We start from the raw sequence: 15,595 nt of genomic DNA, 5'->3' as shown, positions 1-15,595 counted from the left end.
GACCGGGCGATGCCCGGTCCCGGTCGTGCCGGGCCATGCCCGGCAAGGTTTTCCAGGCGCTGAACACAGCGTTCGGGAGATGGCTTGAATGTTCCACGAGCCTCCCCCACATCGTATTCATCCACCGGCCGAACGGCCGGACTGACCCCAACAAGCATCCTCAGGAGTCTCCCCCATGGGCAAGATCATTGGTATCGACCTCGGCACCACCAACTCGTGCGTGGCGATCATGGACGGCGGCAAGGCCCGCGTCATCGAGAATTCGGAAGGCGATCGCACCACCCCGTCGATCGTCGCCTACACCAAGGACGGCGAAGTCCTGGTGGGCGCCTCGGCCAAGCGCCAGGCCGTCACCAACCCGAAGAACACCTTCTACGCGGTGAAGCGCCTGATCGGCCGCAAGTTCACCGATGCCGAAGTGCAGAAGGACATCGCCCACGTCCCGTACGGCATCCTGGCCCATGACAATGGCGACGCCTGGGTGTCGACCAGCGATGGCAAGAAGATGGCCCCGCAGGAAATCTCGGCCAAGGTGCTGGAAAAGATGAAGAAGACCGCCGAGGACTTCCTCGGTGAGAAGGTCACCGAAGCGGTCATCACCGTGCCGGCCTACTTCAACGACAGCCAGCGCCAGGCGACCAAGGACGCCGGCCGCATTGCCGGCCTGGACGTCAAGCGCATCATCAACGAGCCGACCGCGGCCGCGCTGGCCTATGGCCTGGACAAGGGCGACAACAAGGATCGCAAGATCGTGGTGTACGACCTCGGCGGCGGCACCTTCGACGTCTCGGTGATCGAGATCGCCAACGTCGACGGCGAGAAGCAGTTCGAAGTGCTGGCCACCAACGGCGACACCTTCTTGGGCGGCGAAGACTTCGACAACCGCGTCATCGAGTACCTGGTTGAAGAGTTCAACAAGGACCAGGGCATCGACCTGCGCAAGGATCCGCTGGCCCTGCAGCGCCTGAAGGATGCTGCCGAGCGCGCCAAGATCGAGCTGTCCAGCGCCCAGCAGACCGAAGTGAACCTGCCGTACGTCACCGCTGACGCCTCGGGCCCGAAGCACCTGAACATCAAGCTGACCCGCGCCAAGCTGGAAGCACTGGTGGAAGACCTGATCAAGAAGTCGATCGAGCCGTGCCGCGTCGCCCTGAACGATGCCGGCCTGCGTTCGAGCGACATCAGCGAAGTGATCCTGGTCGGTGGCCAGACCCGCATGCCGAAGGTGCAGCAGGCGGTGACCGAGTTCTTCGGCAAGGAACCGCGCAAGGACGTCAACCCGGACGAAGCCGTGGCACTGGGTGCTGCGATCCAGGGCGGCGTGCTGGGCGGCGACGTCAAGGACGTGCTGCTGCTGGACGTGACCCCGCTGTCGCTGGGCATCGAGACCATGGGTGGCGTGTTCACCAAGATCATCGAGAAGAACACCACCATCCCGACCAAGGCCTCGCAGGTGTTCTCCACCGCCGAGGACAACCAGTCGGCCGTGACCGTGCACGTGCTGCAGGGTGAGCGCGAACAGGCCCGCTTCAACAAGTCGCTGGCCAAGTTCGACCTGTCCGGCATCGAGCCGGCCCCGCGCGGCCTGCCGCAGGTGGAAGTGTCCTTCGACATCGACGCCAACGGCATCCTGCACGTGTCGGCCAAGGACAAGAAGACCAACAAGGAACAGAAGGTCGAGATCAAGGCCGGTTCGGGCCTGTCCGAGGAAGAGATCGCGCGCATGGTCGCCGACGCGGAAGCCAACCGCGAAGAAGACAAGAAGTTCCAGGAGCTGGTGCAGGCCCGCAACCAGGCCGACGCCCTGATCCACGGCACCCGAAGTGCCATCACCGAGCACGGCAGCAAGGTCGGCGGCGAAGTGATCGGCAAGGTCGAGGCGGCCCTGGCCGACCTGGAAACCGCGATGAAGGGTGACGACAAGGCGCAGATCGAAGCCAAGTCGAAGGTGCTGGAGGAAGCTGGCCAGTCGCTGTTCGCCGCTGCTTCGGCCGACCAGGGCGGTGCCCCGGGTGCCGACGCCGGCAACGCCGGCAAGGCGCAGGACGACGTGGTCGACGCCGAGTTCACCGAAGTCAAGGACGACAAGAAGTCCTGATCCGGACCGACACGGGACGCTGGCCATCAGCGTCCCGTTGTCGCATCAGGGTCCTGACCGCCCACCGGCGTGTCGGGGCGCCCGACGCAAGAGCGGACCTGGTTCCGCTCTTCCGCTTTGACGAATCCCGACTTTCCGGAACCCGATTCACGATATGAGCAAGCGCGATTACTACGAAGTGCTGGGCGTTGCCCGCACCGCCACCGACGACGAGCTGAAGAAGGCCTACCGTCGCTGCGCGATGAAGTTCCACCCTGACCGCAACCCGGGTGATGCGGCGGCCGAAGCCTCCTTCAAGGAGTGCAAGGAAGCCTACGAAGTGCTGTCCGACGGCAACAAGCGCCGCATGTACGACAGCCACGGCCACGCCGCGTTCGAGCACGGCATGGGCGGCGGTGGTCCGGGCGGCCCGGACATGAACGATATCTTCGGCGATATCTTCGGCAACATCTTTGGCGGTGGCGGCGGTGGTCCGCGCCAGGCCCGTCGCGGTGCCGACATCGGCTACGTGATGGAGCTGGACCTGGAAGAGGCCGTGCGCGGCGTCGAGCGCCGCATCGAGATCCCGACCCTGGCCGAGTGCGGCGACTGCGATGGCAGTGGCTCCGAAGATGGCAAGGTCGAGACCTGCAACGTCTGCCATGGCCGTGGGCAGGTGCGCATCCAGCGCGGCATCTTCGCCATGCAGCAGGCCTGCCACAACTGCGGTGGCCGTGGCCAGATCATCGCCAAGCCCTGCAAGACCTGCCACGGCAACGGCCGTGTCGAGGAAGACAAGGTGCTGTCGGTGAAGGTGCCGGCGGGCGTCGATACGGGCGACCGTATCCGCCTGCAGGGCGAAGGCGAGGCCGGTCCGGCCGGTACGCCGCCGGGTGACCTGTACGTGGAAGTGCGCGTGCGCGAGCATGCGATCTTCCAGCGCGATGGCGACGACCTGCACTGCGAGGTGCCGATCCGCATCTCGCAGGCGGCGCTGGGTGACACCGTACGCGTGGCGACCCTCGGCGGCGAAGCGGAAATCCGCATCCCGGCCGAGACCCAGACCGGCAAGCTGTTCCGCCTGCGTGGCAAGGGCGTACGTTCGGTGCGCAGCCGCAGCGAGGGCGACCTGTACTGCCGCGTGGTGGTGGAGACCCCGGTCAACCTCACCAACGAACAGCGCAAGCTGCTGGAACAGTTCGAAGCCACCTTCGTCGGCGAGGAAGCGCGCAAGCATTCGCCGAAGTCGGCCACCTTCATGGATGGCGTTAAGGGCTTCTGGGACCGGATGACGTCCTGAGTTTTTCGACGGAAGCGATGAGCTATAGCGCCGGGCCATGCCCGGCGTTGTCGTTTGTGGTGCAGTAGATCCACGCCATGCGTGGATGCCGTTCAAGGGATCATCGGAAAAATGCCGCCGGCGTCTGCCCCAGCTGCCGCTTGAACATGCTGGTGAACGCGCTCGGGCTGTCGTAGCCCATCGCCAGCGCCACATCGATGACCTTGTCGCCGACCGCCAGTCGCTCCAGGGCGGCCAGAAGCCGCGCCTGCTGCCGCCACTGCCCGAAGGTCATGCCCAGTTCGCTGGCGAAATGGCGCTGGATGGTCTTCACGTCCACCTGCAGCGCCTGCGCCCAGTCCTGCAGCGTGGCATCGTCGCCAGGATGCTTCTGGATGTGCTGGCAGATCCGCTGCAGGCGCGGGTCGGTGGGCGAGGGCAGGTGCAGCGGCAGCACGTCCATGCGGTGCAGTTCGTCCAGCAGCAGGCGCACCACGCGGCCGTCGCGGCTGTCGTCCACGTGCGCGGACTCGATCAGGCTGGCGGCCAGCAGCAGTTCGCGCAGCAGCGGCGCCACCTGCACTGCGAACGCCCCATCCGGCAGTTGCGGTGCAAAGTCCGGTTCCACGTACAGGCTGCGCATGTGCACTTCGGCGATGCAGTCCACCGCATGCGCCATGCCGGCCGGAACCCAGATCGCGCGGGTGGAGGGCACGACCCAGCGGCCGCCGTCCGCGCGCACCACCATCAGACCGGACATGGCGAAGACCAGTTGGTGACGGCGATGCCGGTGGGGCGCGATGTGGGTGCCGGGCGGGTAGTGGCGGGCGCGGCTGGTCACCGGGCGATGTACCGGCACCTCGTTCCACGGCGCGGTCTCGCGGATCGGGCAGGGAGTGTCCTTTTTGCGATATGCCATGACCCGAACGCGGCAGAAGGGAGTGGGGGCCCACCGTAGCATGCGTGGCTCGCCCCCAACCTGACTGTGTCCATGTCGACCCTGGCTTCTCCCGCAACGACCTCACGCCCGGTGGCTCCCGGCGTGCTGGCCGCCATCTCCACCTCGCATGTCGTCAACGACATGATGCAGTCGCTGATCCTGGCCATCTATCCGGTGATCAAGGGCGGCTTCAACCTCAGCTTCACCCAGATCGGCCTGATCACGCTGACCTACCAGCTCACCGCGTCGATCTTCCAGCCGTTGATCGGCATGGCCACCGACCGTCGCCCGGCACCCTATTCGCTGCCGATCGGCATGGCCTCGACCCTGTGCGGCATGCTGCTGCTCGGCTTCGCGCCGAACTACGCGGTGGTGCTGATGGCGGCGGCAATGGTCGGCATCGGTTCGGCCATCTTCCATCCCGAGGCCTCGCGCATTGCGCGGTTGGCTTCGGGCGGCCGTCACGGCTTCGCGCAGTCGGTGTTCCAGGTCGGCGGCAATTTCGGTACGGCGTTGGGCCCGCTGATTGCAGCGGCGGTGATCGTGCCGTATGGCCAGCATGCCGCATCGTGGTTTGCCGGCGCCGCCCTGATCGGCATCGCTCTACTGACCTATGTCGGCCGCTGGTACGCGTTGCATCTGGGCACGCCACGACCGGTCAGCACGGCTGCGATGGTGCCGCGGCATCCGCCGCGCACCGTGGCCAAGGTGCTGGCGATCCTGCTGGTGCTGATCTTCAGCAAATACTTCTACATGGCCAGCATCGGCAGCTACTTCACCTTCTACCTGATCCACCATTTCGGCATTCCGGTGGCACAGGCCCAGTTGCACCTGTTCGCGTTCCTGGTGGCGTCCGCCGCTGGCGGCTTCCTCGGCGGCCCGCTGGGTGACCGCATCGGCCGCAAGCCGATCATCTGGACCTCGATCCTCGGCGTGGCCCCGTTCGCGCTGATGCTGCCGCATGCGGACCTGCTGTGGACCACGGTGCTGGCGGTGCTGATCGGCTTCGTGCTGTCCTCGGCGTTCTCGGCGATCGTGGTGTACGCGCAGGAAATGATGCCGCACCGCATTGGCATGGTGTCCGGGCTGTTCTTCGGCTTTGCATTCGGCATGGGCGGGCTGGGTGCTGCCGTGCTCGGCCTGCTGGCGGACAAGACCAGCATCGAGTACGTCTACCAGCTGACCGCGTTCCTGCCGTTGCTGGGCATCGTGGCGGCGTGGCTGCCGCCGTCGCGGCCTGCGCACTGAGGGGTTTCGGTTTGCAGGGCTTGCAGCCCTGCACCTGCCGAAGCCAAGGCAACGTCAAAAGCGGGCTATCCGTGGGTTGGCGGGGTGGGTCCGGTTGAGGGGGACGCTGCAAGTACGTCCATGTAAGCTCGGTCGCCGCATCCATGCGGCTCACGCCCCCTCAACCGGACCCACCCCGCCTTCGACAGTTTTCCGTGATCTGTCGGAACAGCTCTTGGGGGTCAGATCCGTTTTCCGAAGGAAAACGGATCTGACCCCATTTTTGTCTATCGATATCTGAAAGATGTGTCGACCAAGGTCGACACCTACCAACAGACATCCGGAGTCTGTCAGAGGTGGGGCGGTGTGGGTGGGCAGGACCGTTGGCGCCATGGATGGCGCCATCGAGCCCCATGGATGGGTTTACGGCGTGTCCTGCCCACCCACACCGTCCCGCCAACTCACGGAATGCCGCTTTGGCTTTTGACGTTGACGTTGACGTTGATTCTGCAGGTGCAGGGCTGCAAGCCCTGCCGAAACCCCCTTGGGCGTAGAATGCGGGCATGAGCGAATCTCTCGATAACCACCTCGTCCACGGCCGCCGCCAGCGGCCCGACGGCCCGTCGCCGATCGATGTCATCTCGGTCCAGTCGCAACTTGTCTACGGCCACGCCGGCAACAGCGCCGCCGTGCCGCCGATGCGTGCACTCGGCGTGCGCGTCGCGGAAATCCCGACCGTGTTGCTGAGCAATGCGCCGTTCTACGACACCACCCGCGGCCGCGTGCTGCCCGCCGACTGGTTCGCCGACCTGCTGCTCGGCGCCCGCGAACGCGGCCTGCCGCAGCGGGCGAAGATGCTCGTCTCCGGCTACTTCGGGCAGCACCGCCAACGGTGCCGCCTTCGCCGACTGGCTGGACAACATCCTGCCGGCCTGCCCGCAGCTGCGTTACTGCCTGGACCCGGTGATCGGTGACACCCATACCGGCCCCTACGTGGAACCGGGCCTGGAAGCGATCTTCGCCGAGCGCCTGCTGCCGCATGCCTGGCTGGTGACGCCGAACGCCTTCGAGCTGAATCGCCTGACCGGCATGCCGGCACTGGCCGAGGCCGATGCCATTGCCGCCGCGCGCACGCTGCTGGACCGTGGCCCGCATTGGGTGATCGCGCACAGCGTGGGCGGCAACCCGGGTGAACTGGTGACCCTGGCGGTCGGTCGCGAGGAAACCTGGCGCTGGACCTCACCGCTGCTGCCGGTGGATGTGGCCGGCACCGGTGACGTGCTGATGTCGCTGGTGGTGTCGTTCCTGCTGCGCGGTGAGTCGATGCAGCAGGCGATTTCGCGTGCCATCGCTGGCACCCATGCGGCGCTGGAGGCGACCCTGGACAACGGTTTCGAGGAGTTCGACGTGATCGCTGCTGCGCCGGCGGCGCTGGCCGAAGGAACGCGCTTCCGCGCTGAACGCGTGGCATGAGCGGCCTGGATCCACGCACGCCGCGCACGGTCGGCATCATCGGCAGCGCCGGTGCCTATGGGCGCTGGCTGACCCGCTTCTTCCAGCAGCACCTGCAGCTGCAGGTGATCGGACATGATCCGGCGGACCCGGACTCGCACACGCCGGAACAGCTGCTGGCGCAGGCCGATGTACTGGTGTTCTCGGCACCGATCCGGCACACGCCGGCATTGATCGCCGAGTACGTGCGGAAGTCGGCGGGCCGCGAGCAGGGCAGGCTATGGCTGGATGTGACCTCGGTAAAGGAGGCACCGGTGCAGGCGATGCTGGCCTCGCAGGCCGAAGTGGTCGGCCTGCACCCGATGACCGCGCCACCGAAGGCGCCGACGCTGAAGGGCAGGGTGATGGTGGTCTGCGAAGCGCGCCTGCAGCACTGGCAGCCGTGGGTCGATACGCTGTGCACGGCGCTGCAGGCCGAGTGCGTGCGCGCCACGCCGCAGCACCACGACCAGATGATGGCGCTGGTGCAGGCGATGGTGCATGCCACCCACCTGGCGCAGGCAGGCGTGCTGCGCCAGTACCAGCCGCAGCTGGGCGATCTGGCCGCGATGATGCCGTACCGTTCGGCGTCGTTCGAGCTGGATACGGCGATCATCTCGCGCATCCTGTCGCTGAATCCGGCGATCTACGAAGACATCCAGTTCGGCAACCCGTACGTGGCACCGATGCTGGAGCGGCTGGTGGGGCAGCTGCAGGCCCTGCAGGTGCAGGTCGGGCAGGGCGACGACCGCGCACGTGCTGCATTCCGTCAGCACCTGCTGTCGGCCAATCACGCTGCCTTCGGCGAGCAGGCGCTGGCGGACGGCAACTACACGTTCGAACGCGTGGGGTACCTGCTGGCCGACCTGACCGAGCGCAACGCGCTGTCGGTGCACCTGCCGGAGGACCGGCCTGGCTCGCTGCGCGAGCTGCTGAACGTGTTCGAGCAGCATGGCATCAGCCTGGCTTCGATCCATTCCTCGCGTACGCCCGGCGGTGAAGTGCACTTCCGCATCGGATTCGTGGCCGGCAGCGACCCGGCGGCGATCACCCGGGCGGCAGCCGACGTGGACGCCAGCGGCATCGGGCGGGTGCTGGGCTGAATTCATCCACAGGCGGTGTGGATGGTTTCTGAGCAAACGTGTGGATAACCCTGCGCAGCCCTTGTCAGGCAAGGCTGTCAAGATGCTTGGCGAAAAATTGATCACGCCTTTTTGTAGCGTCGAGCCGTGCTCGACTGCTTTTCGCAGCCGCGCCCGTCAGGCGCAACGATAAACCCAGTGCCCACCAAGGTGGGCACCCACCAGGCAGGGTGGCAGCGCTAGATCATCAACCGCAGTTCGCCGCCGCTGGTAGTGAATTCCCGGCCATTGCGTACCAGATGACGCCCGTCATCCAGCTCGTAACGCGGCGTGGCTTCAGAGTGATGCCCGCTGCCATTCGCCTCGGGCTTGAACTCGATGATGATGTGGCTTTCGCCGTTGCTGTCGACTGCAGGGAACTGACGGAATGACATCACGTACCTCCTTCAGCGGATGCTGCTGATGCGAGGCCAGCTTGGTCCGGCCGATGTTAGCCGGCCGTCATCAATCGATGAACTGCAGTCGTGCCAGTTCAGCGTACAGTCCGCCTTCGGCCAGAAGCTGGGCATGGGTGCCTTCGGCGACGATACGGCCCTGGTCCATCACCACGATGCGGTCGGCCTTGAGCACGGTGGCCAGGCGGTGGGCGATGACCAGCGTGGTGCGGCCAGCCATCAGACGCTCAAGCGCCTGCTGCACACCATGCTCGCTCTGCGCATCCAGCGCGCTGGTGGCTTCATCCAGCAGCAGGATCGGCGCATCCTTCAGCAGTGCGCGGGCAATCGCCACGCGCTGCTGCTGGCCACCGGACAGGCGCGCACCGCGTTCGCCCAGCTCACTGTCGTAGCCCTGCGGCAACGCACGCAGGAAGCCATCGGCCTCGGCCGCACGCGCGGCAGCTTCGACCTCGGCGTCACTGGCCTGCAGGCGGCCGTAGCGGATGTTGTCGCGCGCACTGGCCGCGAACAGCGTCGGCTGTTGCGGCACCAGCGCCAGTTGCGCGCGCAGCTCGGCCGGATCGACCTGGCGCACGTCGATGCCATCGACGCAGATGTGGCCGCTGGCCGGATCGTGGAAGCGCAGCAGCATCGACAGAACCGTGCTCTTGCCCGCGCCCGACGGGCCGACCAGCGCCACGGTCTCGCCCGGGCGCACATGCAGGTTGAAGTGGTCCAGCGCGGCCTGGTCCGGACGTTGCGGGTAGTGGAACACCACGTCGTCAAACTGGATTTCGCCGCGCAATGGTTGCGGCAGAACGTGGGGCTGCGCTGGCGCGCGGATCTCGATGTCTTCCTGCAGCAGCTCGCCAATGCGGCCCATCCCACCGGCTGCACGCTGCAGTTCGTTCCACACTTCGGCCAGCGCACCCACCGAGCCGCCGCCGATCAGCGCGTACAGCACGAACTGGCCCAGCGTGCCAGCACTGAGGCGTCCGTCGATGACATCGTGCGCGCCCAGCCACAGCACGCCAACGATGGCGCCAAACACCAGCAGGATAGCGCTGGCGGTGACCAGTGACTGCGCACCGATGCGGCGGCGCGCGGCACCGATGGCATCGCCGAGTGCCTTGTCGAAGCGCCCGCGTTCATAGGGCTCGCGTGCATGCGCCTGCACCGTGCGTACGGCGCCCAGCGTCTCGCTGGCCAGGCTGTTGGCATCGGCGATGCGGTCCTGGCTGCTGCGTGCAACCGTGCGCAGCTTGCGCGCACCGATGATGATCGGCAGCACCGCCAGCGGGATGCCGAGCAGCGACCATGCCGCCAGCCGCGGGCTGGTGACGAACAGCATGGCCAGGCTGCCGACCACGGTGACGCTGCTGCGCAGCGCGACCGACATGGTCGAGCCGACCACGCTGCGCAGCAGTTCGCTGTCAGCGGTCAGGCGGGAGACCAGTTCGCCGCTGCGGCTGCGGTCATGGAATCCGGCACCGAGCTGGATCAGGTGTGCATACAGGCGGCTGCGCAGGTCGGCGACGACCTTTTCGCCCAGCAGCGACACGAAGAAGAACCGTGCGGCCGTGGCCAGTGCCAGCACCACCGCCACCAGCATCAGCAGGGCGAAGGCGCGGTTGATCCGGCCACCGCTGGTGAAGCCGTGGTCGATCATCTGCTTCACGGCGGGGGGCAGGCTCAGCGTGGCGGCCGAAGACACCGCCAGCGCCAGCAGCCAGGCGGTGAACAGCCCGCTGTGGCGGCGCACGAACGGCCACAACGTCCGCAGGCTGCCGAGGCGGCGCAGCGGTGGGGTCGAGGCGGGGGCGTCGTCCTTGTCAGTCATCCTGGTCGTCGTCTTGTATGCGGATACGGTCACGGGTGGCGTCGCGCAGGCGGATTTTCAATGCATCGACCTGATCGGCCGGCAATTCGACCCGCAGGCACACGCCGTTGGCATCGAACTGTTCATCGCGCTTTTCGGCGCCGAAGGTGGGCAGGGTGGCGTGCAGGGTGCCCAGATCCTCGAAGCCGGCCAGCAGCTGCAGCCGGGCCATCGCCACCAGCGGCACGCGCGGGGCGGTGCGCAGGCATTCGGCGGCAGCGCCACCGTAGGCGCGCACCAGTCCACCGGCGCCGAGCTTGATACCGCCGAACCAGCGCGTGACCACCACCATCACCCGGTCGAAGCCCTGGCCGTTGATCGCAGCCAGGATCGGCCGCCCAGCGGTGCCGGCGGGCTCGCCATCATCGCTGGAACGGTAGTCCTGGCCGTGCCGGTAGGCCCAGCAGTTGTGGGTCGCGTCGGCTACCGCCACCTGTTGCAGGAACGCCAATGCTGCCGCGGCGCCATCGATCGGCGCAGCATGGGCAATGAAGCGGCTGTGTTTGACTTCCAGCGTGTGGCTGACCGGCTGGGCGAGGGTATCGGGCATTCCCGCCATTCTACGGGGTTGCCGGAGGTCACTGTCCGCTTCAGTCGTCCAGCAGCGGGCGCAGGTCGCGCGGCAGGCGCGCTTCCGGATACTGCTGCACGTAGCGCTCCAGGCTGGCGCGGGCCAGGTCGCGCTGGCCGTCGTCGCGCCGCGCGCGGATCTTCTGCAGCCACTGCCGTCGCGGCAGCTGTGCATCCGCGTCCACTTCGGCCTGCACGGCATCCGCACTGAGCCCCGCGTCGGCGCCGCGGCGCATGACGCCGGGTGCGGAGCGGCTCGGGGCCTGGCGCTTCATCGAGGTGATCTCTACCCGATCCAGCGCCTGCGCCCGTTCGGCATCGGCAGCGTTGGCTACTGGCGCCTCGGCAGTGCGTGCTTTCAGCGCCCCTGCCGGGGCTGGCGCCAATGCCGGTGCAGGTACCGAGTAAGCGGCGGGTGCGGGTGGCGCGGGCGGTGCTGCTGCCGGCGCTGCGGCCGGAGCGGGCGGGAGCGCGGCAAAGGACGTATCGGTGGCCGCATCCGCCGCCACCGAACGAGCAGCCTGGGCAGGTGCTTCAGCGGTTTCGGCCGGCGCAGGCTTGGGTGCGCGCGCGGCGGACGGTGCCGGAGGGGCGGCAACAGGGGCTGCCTGCGGTACTGCGGGTTCGGCCGCGGTTTCCGAAGCGGCAACCGCGCTGTCAGCTGCACTGCTCTCAGCGACCTGATTGGCGGCCGCGACGTCTGCCGCAGCCGGTACCGCAGCAACAGCGGCCTCGCCTGCCGGAACCGGTGGCGGTTCCGGGCGCAGCTGCCAGGCAATGCCGATGGCGAACACCATCGAGGCGGCGATGCCGAACACCGCCGGCCAACGCGGACGTGTGCGCTGCGTGCGTGGCGCGTCCGGCGAGGCGACGGCCTCGGCAGCCGGTGCGTCCACGGCAGCGCGCGCCGCGGCCAGGATGGTGGCGTCCAGTGCAGCCGGTGGGGCCTGTTCGACGCGGCGGCCGAGCAGGCGCGCCAGCTCGCGTTCTTCCGGCGTCAGCGGTTCGTCTCGGTTCATGCGTTCAGTCCCGCACGCAGCTTGTCCATCGCATAGCGCAGCCGCGATTTCACGGTTTCCCGGCCTACGCCGGTGATCTGGCCGATCTCCTCCAGGCTCAGTTCCTGATCCAGCCGCAACTGCAGCACTTCGCGCTGCTCGGGCGGCAGTTGCTCCATCGCCAGCTGGATGCGGCGACGTTGTTCGAATTCGGAAAGCTCGGCTTCCGGGGTCTGCCCGTCCTCGATCGCGGCCAGGCGCAGGTCGGCGTCGGCCGGTGCGGCGGGACGATGGCGGGCGGCCCGCCAGTGGTCGTTCAGGCGGTTGTGGGCGATGCGGAACAGCCAGGTGCTGAATGCGGCTTCAGGTTGCCAGCCGGCACGGGCGCTGATCACCCGCTGCCAGACATCCTGGAAGATCTCCTCGGCCAGCGCGTTGTCGCGCAGTTGCCGCAGCAGGAAGCCGAACAGGCGCTTGCGATGGCGCGCATACAGGCTTTCGAACGCGCGCAGGTCGCCACCGGCCCAGGCCAGCATCAAGGCTTCATCGGTTGGCAGTGCGCTGGCTTCCACGGCGTACAGGGTAAGGCCTGCAGGCGGTGGCGCATAGCCGGTGACGGGGGCGGGCAGGGCGAGGTTCATGGCGTGGAAGCGGCTACGGACAGCAGGAAAAACGTACGGGCGCACGATTCGGGGTTTACGGGCTTCCATCGCCCCCCGGGTGGCGCGCTATGCTCGGCGGCTCAGGGGAGGCGACGCACAGACGGCGCCAAGAGATTGTCATTTGTCCACGCACGTTGAACCGGCGGAAGAGCCACCACACGAGGCCGTGCTGAGCACGGCGCTGGTGCGCGCATTGCATGCGCTGCTGCCGGATTCGGCCGTGGTCCGCGTTGGCTGGGACGACCCGCAGCTGGGCCGCGGCCAGGGCGGCTGGCCGGCTGTCGTGGTGGCTGGGGCGGTCACGGCGCCGGGCGCTGGCGACGGTTGCCATGGCTGGGAATACGACGGTGCCCGCCTGCAGTTGTCGGTGGAAGGTGCCGTGCCTTCCGCGGCGTGGTGGGGGCTGGCCCGGCAGGCCATGGAGCTGGCGCTGCAGCGCGGTCGCCAGGCCGGGCAGATCAAGGCGCTGGAAGAGGCTGAGCGGCTGCAGCAGGCGCTGTTCCAGATCGCCGATCTGGCCGGCGCCGACCTGGAGATGTCGGAGATGCTGCGCCACGTGCACGGCGTGCTTGGCACGCTGATGTACGCGGAAAACTGCTACATCGTCGAATACGACGATGTCCGCGACCAGATCCGCTTCCTGTACTTCGCCGACCAGGTCGACGACTTCGTCGCCGATCCGTCGCAGAGCCATGATGCCGGCGAGATGCCGCGCAGCCTGACCGTGGCGTTGCTGCGCCACGGCAAGCCGCTCAGTGGCCCCTCGCGCGAGCTGCTGGCGCGCGTGGTCGAGCAGGAGCACGACCCGCAGCGTGGCCCTGAAAGTCTGGACTGGCTGGGCGTGCCGATGCTGCGCGATGGCCGGGTCTGCGGTGCCATCGTGGTGCAGAGCTATGAGCTGGCGGCCCGCTATGGCGAGGCCGAGCGGGCGCTGCTGGGCTTTGTCGCGCAGCATGTGCAGACCGCGATGGACCGGCGCCAGGCGCAGGTCCGGCTGGAACAACAGGTGGAGCGGCGCACGCTGGAGCTGCAGCGCGCCAATCGCAGCCTGCAGGATGAAGTGGCCGAGCGCCGCCGCGCCGAACAGCTGCAGACCGCGCTGTACAACATCGCCGAGATGGCGATGTCGGCCGACAGCCTGGCCCAGTTCTACGGGCAGGTGCATGGCGTGGTCGGGCGCCTGCTTGACGCGCGCAATTTCTATATCGCGCTGGTGAACGGGGCCGGCAATGGCCTGGACTTCGTCTATTCGGTGGACGAACACAACGCCAGCCGCGCGCCACGCCCGTTCAGCCGCGGCCTGACCGAGTATGTCGTGCGCAACCGGCGCCCGTTGCTGGCTTCGCGGCAACAGATCGACGCACTGCTGGCCAGCGGCGAAGTACGCGAATCGGGCGCACGTTCGCATTGCTGGCTGGGCGTGCCGCTGCTGCGCGACGACGAGGTGGTCGGTGCGATCGTGGTGCAGAGCTACAGCGAGAACAGTACGTTCAGCGTGCACGATCAGCGCCTGCTGACTTTCGTTGCGCAGAACATCGGAACCGGGCTGGCGCGCCAGCGCGACCAGCAGCGGCTGCGTTCGGCGCATGCAGAGCTGGAGAAGCGCGTGGAGGAACGCACCCGCGAGCTGGCCGAGGTTAACGAAAAGCTGCTTGGGCAGATCGGTGAGCGCCTGCGTGCCGAGCAGCGCCTGACCCATCAGGCCATGCACGATGCACTGACCGGCCTGCCCAACCGCCTGCACCTGCTCGATCGCCTGCAGGATTCACTGGCGTTGGCCAAGCGTGAGGGTGGGCCGGTGTTCGCCGTGCTGTTCCTTGACCTGGACCGCTTCAAGCTGGTCAACGACAGCATCGGCCACGCCGCTGGCGACCGCATGCTGGTGGAGGTGGCCAAGCGCATCGTATCGATGGCCGGCACCGACGACGTGGTGGCGCGGCTGGGCGGCGATGAGTTCGCGGTGCTGCTGCAATGCCCGCAGGGGCTGGCACAGGCGCTGGATTTCGGCCAGCGGCTGTTGCTGGCACTGCAGGAATCGATGTGGATCGCCGGGCGCGAGCTGTTCCCGTCCGGCAGCCTGGGCATCGCCTTGTGGAACCCGCGCTACCGCACCGGCGAGGAGCTGCTGCGTGACGCCGATGCGGCGATGTACCGGGCCAAAGCGCAGGGCCATGACCGCTGCGCGATCTTCGACGAAGACATGCGCGAGCAGGCCATGCGCAGCCTCGATCTGGAAGCCGACCTGCGCCGTGCGATCAACAACCGCGACTTCGTCCCGTTCTACCAGCCGATCGTGCGCCTGTCCGATGGCGAGGTGGTGGGGCACGAGGCCTTGCTGCGCTGGCAGCACGAGCGTCGTGGCCTGCTGCTGCCCGGGGCGTTCCTGGAGCTGGGCGAGGAAAGCGGCCTGATCGAACAGGTCGACTGGCTGATCTACGAACAGGTCATCGCGGGACTGGCCGAAGGCGGCCACGGCTATGTCTCGGTGAACGTATCGCCACGCCATTTCCGTTCGGCCGAATTCAGTGGCCGCCTGTTCGGTCTGCTCGACGCATGCGGCGCTGATCCGCGCCGGCTGCGCCTGGAGATCACCGAGGTGGCGCTGCTGGACGATGGCCCGCACACGCTGCGCATCCTGCAGGGCCTGCGCGAACGTGGCATCCAGGTACAGCTGGACGATTTCGGTACCGGTTTCTCGGCGCTGTCCTACCTGCACCGTTTCCCGATCAGCACGTTGAAGATCGACCAGAGTTTCATCGCCGGCCTGCATGGGCCGGAAGTGCAGAGCACGCGCGCGCTGGTGGAAGGCGTGCTGTCACTGGCCCGGACCCTGGGCATCGAAACCATCGGCGAAGGCATCGAGACCGAGGCGCAGCGGCAGACGCTGCGCGAACTCGGTTGCGACTACGGCCAGGGCTACCTGCTGGGCCGTCCGGCACCGTGGAGCGCGCGG

At 67.4% G+C, this 15,595-nt stretch carries 10 protein-coding genes and 2 pseudogenes; 6 read left to right on the top strand and 6 right to left on the bottom strand.

Annotated elements, in window-relative coordinates; all coding sequences use genetic code 11:
- The first annotated feature begins 175 nt into the window (after positions 1–175).
- Both dnaK and dnaJ read left to right on the top strand, forming a co-directional pair.
- Positions 176–2,098: a molecular chaperone DnaK gene (dnaK, locus tag ACXI0D_RS20860; protein WP_049446494.1), complete on the top strand. Its 1,923-nt coding sequence runs from the start codon at positions 176–178 to the stop codon at positions 2,096–2,098.
- Between the two features lie 154 nt (positions 2,099–2,252).
- Positions 2,253–3,377: a molecular chaperone DnaJ gene (dnaJ, locus tag ACXI0D_RS20855; protein WP_014036853.1), complete on the top strand. Its 1,125-nt coding sequence runs from the start codon at positions 2,253–2,255 to the stop codon at positions 3,375–3,377.
- A gap of 100 nt (positions 3,378–3,477) precedes the next feature.
- Here dnaJ and ACXI0D_RS20850 read toward each other — a convergent pair whose 3' ends face one another.
- Positions 3,478–4,275 carry an AraC family transcriptional regulator gene (locus ACXI0D_RS20850; RefSeq protein ID WP_075674721.1) on the bottom strand — a complete coding sequence of 266 codons (798 nt, stop codon included), beginning with the start codon at positions 4,273–4,275 and terminating at the stop codon, positions 3,478–3,480.
- A gap of 72 nt (positions 4,276–4,347) precedes the next feature.
- On the opposite strand from ACXI0D_RS20850, the gene ACXI0D_RS20845 reads away from it, so the two are divergent.
- The 3 genes and pseudogenes from ACXI0D_RS20845 to ACXI0D_RS20835 all read left to right on the top strand — a co-directional run bounded on the left by ACXI0D_RS20845 (position 4,348) and on the right by ACXI0D_RS20835 (position 8,117).
- Positions 4,348–5,544 (top strand): MFS transporter, encoded by a 1,197-nt coding sequence (locus ACXI0D_RS20845; RefSeq protein WP_479643096.1) that lies wholly within the window; start codon positions 4,348–4,350, stop codon positions 5,542–5,544.
- 542 nt (positions 5,545–6,086) lie between these two features.
- A pseudogene (pdxY, locus tag ACXI0D_RS20840) lies at positions 6,087–6,996 on the top strand (pyridoxal kinase).
- Positions 6,993–8,117, top strand: a complete 1,125-nt coding sequence (locus ACXI0D_RS20835) for a prephenate dehydrogenase (protein WP_479643095.1) — start codon at positions 6,993–6,995, stop codon at positions 8,115–8,117. Before pdxY ends, ACXI0D_RS20835 begins: the two are co-directional and overlap by 4 nt.
- 218 nt (positions 8,118–8,335) lie before the next feature.
- Here the strand turns inward: ACXI0D_RS20835 and ACXI0D_RS20830 are convergent, their stop codons facing one another.
- From ACXI0D_RS20830 to ACXI0D_RS20810, 5 genes are all read right to left on the bottom strand, one after another.
- A complete protein-coding gene (locus ACXI0D_RS20830; RefSeq protein ID WP_049442817.1) occupies positions 8,336–8,530 on the bottom strand; it encodes a hypothetical protein in 195 nt (64 codons plus the stop codon).
- Positions 8,531–8,600: 70 nt separating this feature from the next.
- Positions 8,601–10,373: an ABC transporter transmembrane domain-containing protein gene (locus ACXI0D_RS20825; protein ID WP_479643094.1), complete on the bottom strand. Its 1,773-nt coding sequence runs from the start codon at positions 10,371–10,373 to the stop codon at positions 8,601–8,603.
- Positions 10,366–10,962 carry an IMPACT family protein gene (locus ACXI0D_RS20820; RefSeq protein ID WP_479643093.1) on the bottom strand — a complete coding sequence of 199 codons (597 nt, stop codon included), beginning with the start codon at positions 10,960–10,962 and terminating at the stop codon, positions 10,366–10,368. Before ACXI0D_RS20820 ends, ACXI0D_RS20825 begins: the two co-directional genes overlap by 8 nt.
- Before the next feature lie 40 nt (positions 10,963–11,002).
- Entirely contained in the window at positions 11,003–12,001 is a 999-nt protein-coding gene (locus ACXI0D_RS20815; protein WP_119007827.1) for a hypothetical protein, read from the bottom strand.
- On the bottom strand, positions 11,998–12,516 hold the full coding sequence (locus ACXI0D_RS20810) for an RNA polymerase sigma factor (protein ID WP_229298213.1): 519 nt from the start codon (positions 12,514–12,516) through the stop codon (positions 11,998–12,000). The genes ACXI0D_RS20815 and ACXI0D_RS20810 overlap by 4 nt, the downstream gene beginning before the upstream one ends.
- 247 nt (positions 12,517–12,763) lie before the next feature.
- On the opposite strand from ACXI0D_RS20810, the pseudogene ACXI0D_RS20805 reads away from it, so the two are divergent.
- Positions 12,764–15,589 (top strand): annotated as a pseudogene (locus ACXI0D_RS20805) (bifunctional diguanylate cyclase/phosphodiesterase); the annotation flags it as partial.
- Positions 15,590–15,595: the final 6 nt, after the last annotated feature.

It is taken from the genome of Stenotrophomonas sp. C9D9, from assembly GCF_056491205.1.
The sequence above is the reverse complement of the archived record's forward strand: the minus strand, read 5'-3'. Positions and strand labels throughout refer to the sequence as shown.